Origin of the sequence: Enterococcus camelliae (assembly GCF_042685105.1) — a bacterium.
GTDB classification, from domain to species: Bacteria; Bacillota; Bacilli; order Lactobacillales; family Enterococcaceae; genus Enterococcus_G; species Enterococcus_G camelliae.
The window spans coordinates 11,899-16,343 of the sequence record NZ_JBHUMO010000060.1 but is presented as its reverse complement, the minus strand read 5'-3'; the positions used below and the strand labels follow the sequence as shown (position 1 = coordinate 16,343).

6 protein-coding genes and 1 pseudogene are annotated in these 4,445 nt (G+C 34.3%); 6 read left to right on the top strand and 1 reads right to left on the bottom strand.

The genetic code is table 11. From position 1 onward, the window contains the following. On the bottom strand, positions 1–398 hold a 398-nt coding region (locus ACFSR0_RS10420), incomplete at its 3' end, for a helix-turn-helix domain-containing protein (protein WP_379982542.1). Positions 399–658: 260 nt separating this feature from the next. Between ACFSR0_RS10420 and rplS the strand changes: the two genes are divergently transcribed. The 6 genes and pseudogenes from rplS to ACFSR0_RS11930 form a co-directional block, all read left to right on the top strand. Then, positions 659–1,006, top strand: coding sequence for a 50S ribosomal protein L19 (gene rplS, locus ACFSR0_RS10415; protein ID WP_379982540.1), 348 nt, complete (start codon positions 659–661; stop codon positions 1,004–1,006). Positions 1,007–1,248: 242 nt separating this feature from the next. After that, positions 1,249–1,704, top strand: coding sequence for a LytTR family DNA-binding domain-containing protein (locus tag ACFSR0_RS10410; protein WP_379982537.1), 456 nt, complete (start codon positions 1,249–1,251; stop codon positions 1,702–1,704). A gap of 150 nt (positions 1,705–1,854) precedes the next feature. After that, positions 1,855–2,238, top strand: coding sequence for a DUF3021 family protein (locus ACFSR0_RS10405; RefSeq protein WP_379982535.1), 384 nt, complete (start codon positions 1,855–1,857; stop codon positions 2,236–2,238). 32 nt (positions 2,239–2,270) lie between these two features. Further along, positions 2,271–3,119, top strand: coding sequence for an ATP-binding cassette domain-containing protein (locus ACFSR0_RS10400; protein ID WP_379982533.1), 849 nt, complete (start codon positions 2,271–2,273; stop codon positions 3,117–3,119). 14 nt (positions 3,120–3,133) lie between these two features. Continuing rightward, on the top strand, positions 3,134–3,877 hold the full coding sequence (locus ACFSR0_RS10395; RefSeq protein WP_379982531.1) for an MFS transporter permease: 744 nt from the start codon (positions 3,134–3,136) through the stop codon (positions 3,875–3,877). Positions 3,878–3,972: 95 nt separating this feature from the next. Next, positions 3,973–4,445 (top strand): annotated as a pseudogene (locus ACFSR0_RS11930) (transposase); the annotation flags it as partial.

The following is a 4,445-nucleotide window of genomic DNA, read 5'->3' as shown; positions in this document are numbered from 1 at the left end:
CGTTCCTCAGGGTGCGATTTCCTATAGGTGCGCACAAACGTATCCACACTGTGAAGCCGTAGCCCATTCTTGGGTACTAGCTTTTCTGACAAAGCTGCAAGAAATGGTGCAGAATACTTATGATGATCTCTCGCATGCGAGTTGGCGCGATTTTCTTGATAGACTCGTGCACCTGAGACCGCGATATACTGTTCGTAATAGTTGCGTTGATAGTCAAGTTGGCGCGTTTTTCCGCGTCTCAATTCGCGGGAAACAGTCGATTGACTGACTCCTAATTCGCACGCCATTTCAGCTTGTGTATAGGTGCCACATTTTGCCATTTGTTCTAATTTTCCACGTTGGATGTCAGAAAGGTGCTTAAAGTGACGCTTTTCTATGGTATAATTGGCTTTAGTCATGTAGATACCTCTTTCATACTTATGGTTTTGTCGCTTTTAAGTATAACGTATCTACATGATTTTTTTTGTTTATTTCTTTATGCATTTCATTTTACAACTTACCAGAAGAAAAAAAATCGAACTGACAAGATTTTTTCTTTACAGAGCCTAGCAAAGTATGCTATTATGTTTTGGTGAGTGAAATGCTCAACTATTACAATATTCCGCTGGGACTACAAAGAGAATTCTAAGAATATTTGGAAATAAGGAGAATGATAAAGATGGATCCATTAATTCAAGCATTAACACAAGAACAATTACGTACAGATATTCCTGCTTTTCGTCCTGGGGATACAGTACGTGTTCATGCAAAGGTTGTCGAAGGAACTCGTGAACGTATTCAGTTATTTGAAGGTGTTGTAATTAAACGCCGTGGAGCTGGAATCAGCGAAACATATACTGTACGTAAAGTATCAAATGGCGTTGGTGTGGAACGTACTTTCCCATTGCATACACCACGCGTTGCTCAAATCGAAGTTGTTCGTTATGGTAAAGTTCGTCGTGCAAAATTGTACTACTTACGTGCCCTACACGGAAAAGCAGCTCGTATCAAAGAAATCAGAAGATAAGAAAGTCTCTGACTGTCTATCAAATTTCGAATGTAAAAAGTCCTTGTCTATCAAGGGCTTTTTCTATTTGTCTTTATTCCTAAATTTCGTAAAAAAGGTATTTTAGTCTGTAATTGTCCTAGATTGTCCCGTTTTGACGACATAGGTAGTCAAATGTAGGCTAAATTTAACGATTACAAAGACATTTCTAGATGAAATCAACCGATAAAAGAATAGTTTGGAAAGAAGAAGGAATATAAACTATGAAAATTGTGATCAATAAAATTTTAGAAAAACTAGATATTGATGAATCAGCAGTATTTAATATTTTTGCTGTTACACCTTCAATAGAAAAAGCAATCAGTTACTTAGAAGAGAGCAATTACACAATTGTTGCACAGGACATTGATTCTGATAAGTTTGTTCAGCTAAAGGTTATGGATATTCTTTATTTAGAATATCTTGAGCGACAGATATTTTTATATACAAAAAAAAGAACACTGATAATGAAAGATTCTCTTTCAAATTTCAGTAAAACCTTACCAAATGAATTTGTACGAATATCAAAGAGTACAATTGTTAATTCTTTGGATATAAAAACTTTTATCGCCCAAAAAAATGGAAACTTAACTTTGGAAACATTATCGAACGAGAAATTGATTGTCAGTCGACGCTATGTCACCAATGTAAAAAAAGCATTACAAAATAGTAATGATTAATACCGCTTGTGTATTGGAAATAACCGCTTGTGTGTTTGGATATATACTCCTACCACAAAGTGAGGTAGTATGCATTCAGTTGATTCGTGATACTCAACTATTAATTTGCTACCTAAAAAGTTCTAAAAGAAGACAATGGAGGATATAAAAATGGAATGGTATGCAAAATTATCATCAGGTTTACGTACAGGTTCATTTATTTATTTAGCTCTTATTTTTTTTAATGGTACAACAATTGTGACTTATAAAACAGTCACCTTGGTTTTTTTAATCTCAATATTTGCTGGAGTCACTACTAAAATTTTTGAGATTGAAAAATTTAGCTTTTTACTTTCATTATCACTTCATTATACTGCAACAACTCTTTTCGTCAGTATATTGTATATTACAAATTATGGTGTCACTAGCCTAACAAATCTGATATTGAGCATATCATTTGTTTATGTAATTGCTTATGTTGTTGTAATGTTTCAGAATATTATGATTGCAAGAGAGTTAAATAACTATGTAGAAAAAAATAGGAAGGGCAAATAAATTTGATATTAGATTAAGTTAGGGGCAGAACGATGTTAAAAATTAAAGATCTTCAGGTTCAGTACAAGGATTTTACTGCATTGAACATTCAAGGTGAGATAGACATTCAAGGAAATGACATCGTTGGCATTATTGGGGCTAATGGTGCCGGAAAATCAACATTAATAAAAGCTCTTACGAATCAAGTAGCTTATACAGGAAACATTGAAAAACCAAAAGATGTAGCTGTTCATTTACAGGAGAATCCTTATCCAAACGTTTTGACTTGTCAGACGATCATGGAAGGATTATTAAAAACCACTCTAAACAAAGATGAAAAGTTAAAATCTTTAGTTGCTTTTTTTAATTTTCAAAATATGTTAAAGAAAAAAGTGACACAATTATCTGGAGGGCAAAAACAAAGATTAACATTGATAATGGTGTTATATCAAGATGCACTGCTGACCTGTTTTGATGAAATGACAGCAGGTCTAGATTTTGAAGCGCGTAGTAGATTGATGGAAAAAATCCAAGAGTGGTACTCAGGAAAAAATGCCACACTTTTATTGGTTACTCATTATTTTGATGAAATCGAAAAACTGGCAAATAAATTACTAATTATTGATAAAGGACACATGATTGACTTTGGAAGTACTAAAGACCTGTTTAAAAAATACGTTGGTTATTCAACAATTTTTATTGAAGAAGACTATGAGAAGCTCACTCTTCCCACAGGGATAAAAATTGTCAGTCAAAAAGGAAAACAGGCTTTTTCTTTCGCTAATAAGAAAGAAGAGGAAGAGGCGATTAAAGCATTAGCTGTCTTAGGAAAGAAATTTTCCATTTCAAATAACAGCATTGAAATAATCTATTTGAACGCCCTTAGTCAAAGCAAAAAATAGTTAGGAGAATAAGAATGAAACATTACATCAAATTTGAAATGAAAAACACATTTGGATATAGCATTGGAATGATCGTCGGAGGTTTATTACCCTTATTTCTAGCTATTGGTGGGTATCATGCTTCACAGGATATAGAACAAAATAAAATCCTTGCACAGACAATTTTCTCAATGTGTCTGCCAATGATTCCTTTAGGTTTGGTTATGCTCCCTTTTACAATAGCATTTGCTAAAGATATTGAGGGAGGAATCTCTACACGTTTTGCCTTATTTGGCTATACAAAACTAAAACAAATGTTTGCCAAATTTATTTCTATCCTTTTCTTAGTTAGTGGAATTTGTGTTATCTATTTCTTAGTGCTTAAAATTGTTCTTCCACTGCCCTCTCCAAGTATGGAAGCATTAGTTTTAATAGTTTGCGGAATTTTATTTCTAACTATTTCTTTCTATTTTTTGGCGTTTACTATTGCTTGGTTTTTTAAAGGATTTAATGCTGTTCAAGGTATTGCAATGATTGCTTACTTTGGTATTGCGATTATTACAGGTACTATTGGTGGTTTTGAATTTACAGGGGTAATGAAAAAGGTATCAAATGCCATTCCTTTTAACTCCTTTAGGACAGAACTAGCAAATAAGTGGACTACTGCTGGCTTTGATATGTCGGATGTATTAATACGCTTAGCCATCTTCATGGCAGCGACTATTTTATTATTTGTTATTACAAATATTCTTTCAATAAAAACAAATGGTTCATTGTAAGATGAACTTAGCCACTTTTAGGCAATAAAAAAACGCCATAGCGAAACATCGTGTATTGTTGAAGTTCCAACACAATCAATAAGGAGATTTTCGCTTTGACGCATACTGAACATGCCACACAATCACGAAAAGAAAAACACCTATCATTTGATGAACGACAATTTATCGCTTATTTGAAGAACAAATTGGGCCTGTCCAATCGAACAATCACGAAAGAGTTGGGACGAGCTCCTCAAACGATCCATAATGAAATCAAAGATGGAACTGACGATGTCATCAAACAACGTCAAATACATGGCACAAAACAATTGATTACCGCAAGACGGACTATTCTCCTGAAGTTGGGCAAAAAGCTTAGGATACTGCGCGATTGAATTCTGGCAGAACCTACCTTTGGGTCGAGTCAACTGACTTCATTGCCTATGCAGATGAGCAAATTTTACGATTGCATCAATCACCAGATAGTGTGGTTGGCACTGCGAAAGTAGCGAACTTGTTTCCAGAAAAAAAGAATTCCTTGCACAAAGACCTTGTATAACTGGATTGACAAAGGATTTATGGAAACCCC

What these genes read in the sequence shown, in the direction of transcription:
- ACFSR0_RS10405 (WP_379982535.1), top strand. Translation starts at nt 1,855, where the DNA reads ATGGAATGGTATGCAAAATTATCATCAGGTTTACGTACAGGTTCATTT.
- ACFSR0_RS10410 (WP_379982537.1), top strand. Translation starts at nt 1,249, where the DNA reads ATGAAAATTGTGATCAATAAAATTTTAGAAAAACTAGATATTGATGAA.
- rplS (WP_379982540.1), top strand. Translation starts at nt 659, where the DNA reads ATGGATCCATTAATTCAAGCATTAACACAAGAACAATTACGTACAGAT.
- ACFSR0_RS10400 (WP_379982533.1), top strand. Translation starts at nt 2,271, where the DNA reads ATGTTAAAAATTAAAGATCTTCAGGTTCAGTACAAGGATTTTACTGCA.
- ACFSR0_RS10395 (WP_379982531.1), top strand. Translation starts at nt 3,134, where the DNA reads ATGAAACATTACATCAAATTTGAAATGAAAAACACATTTGGATATAGC.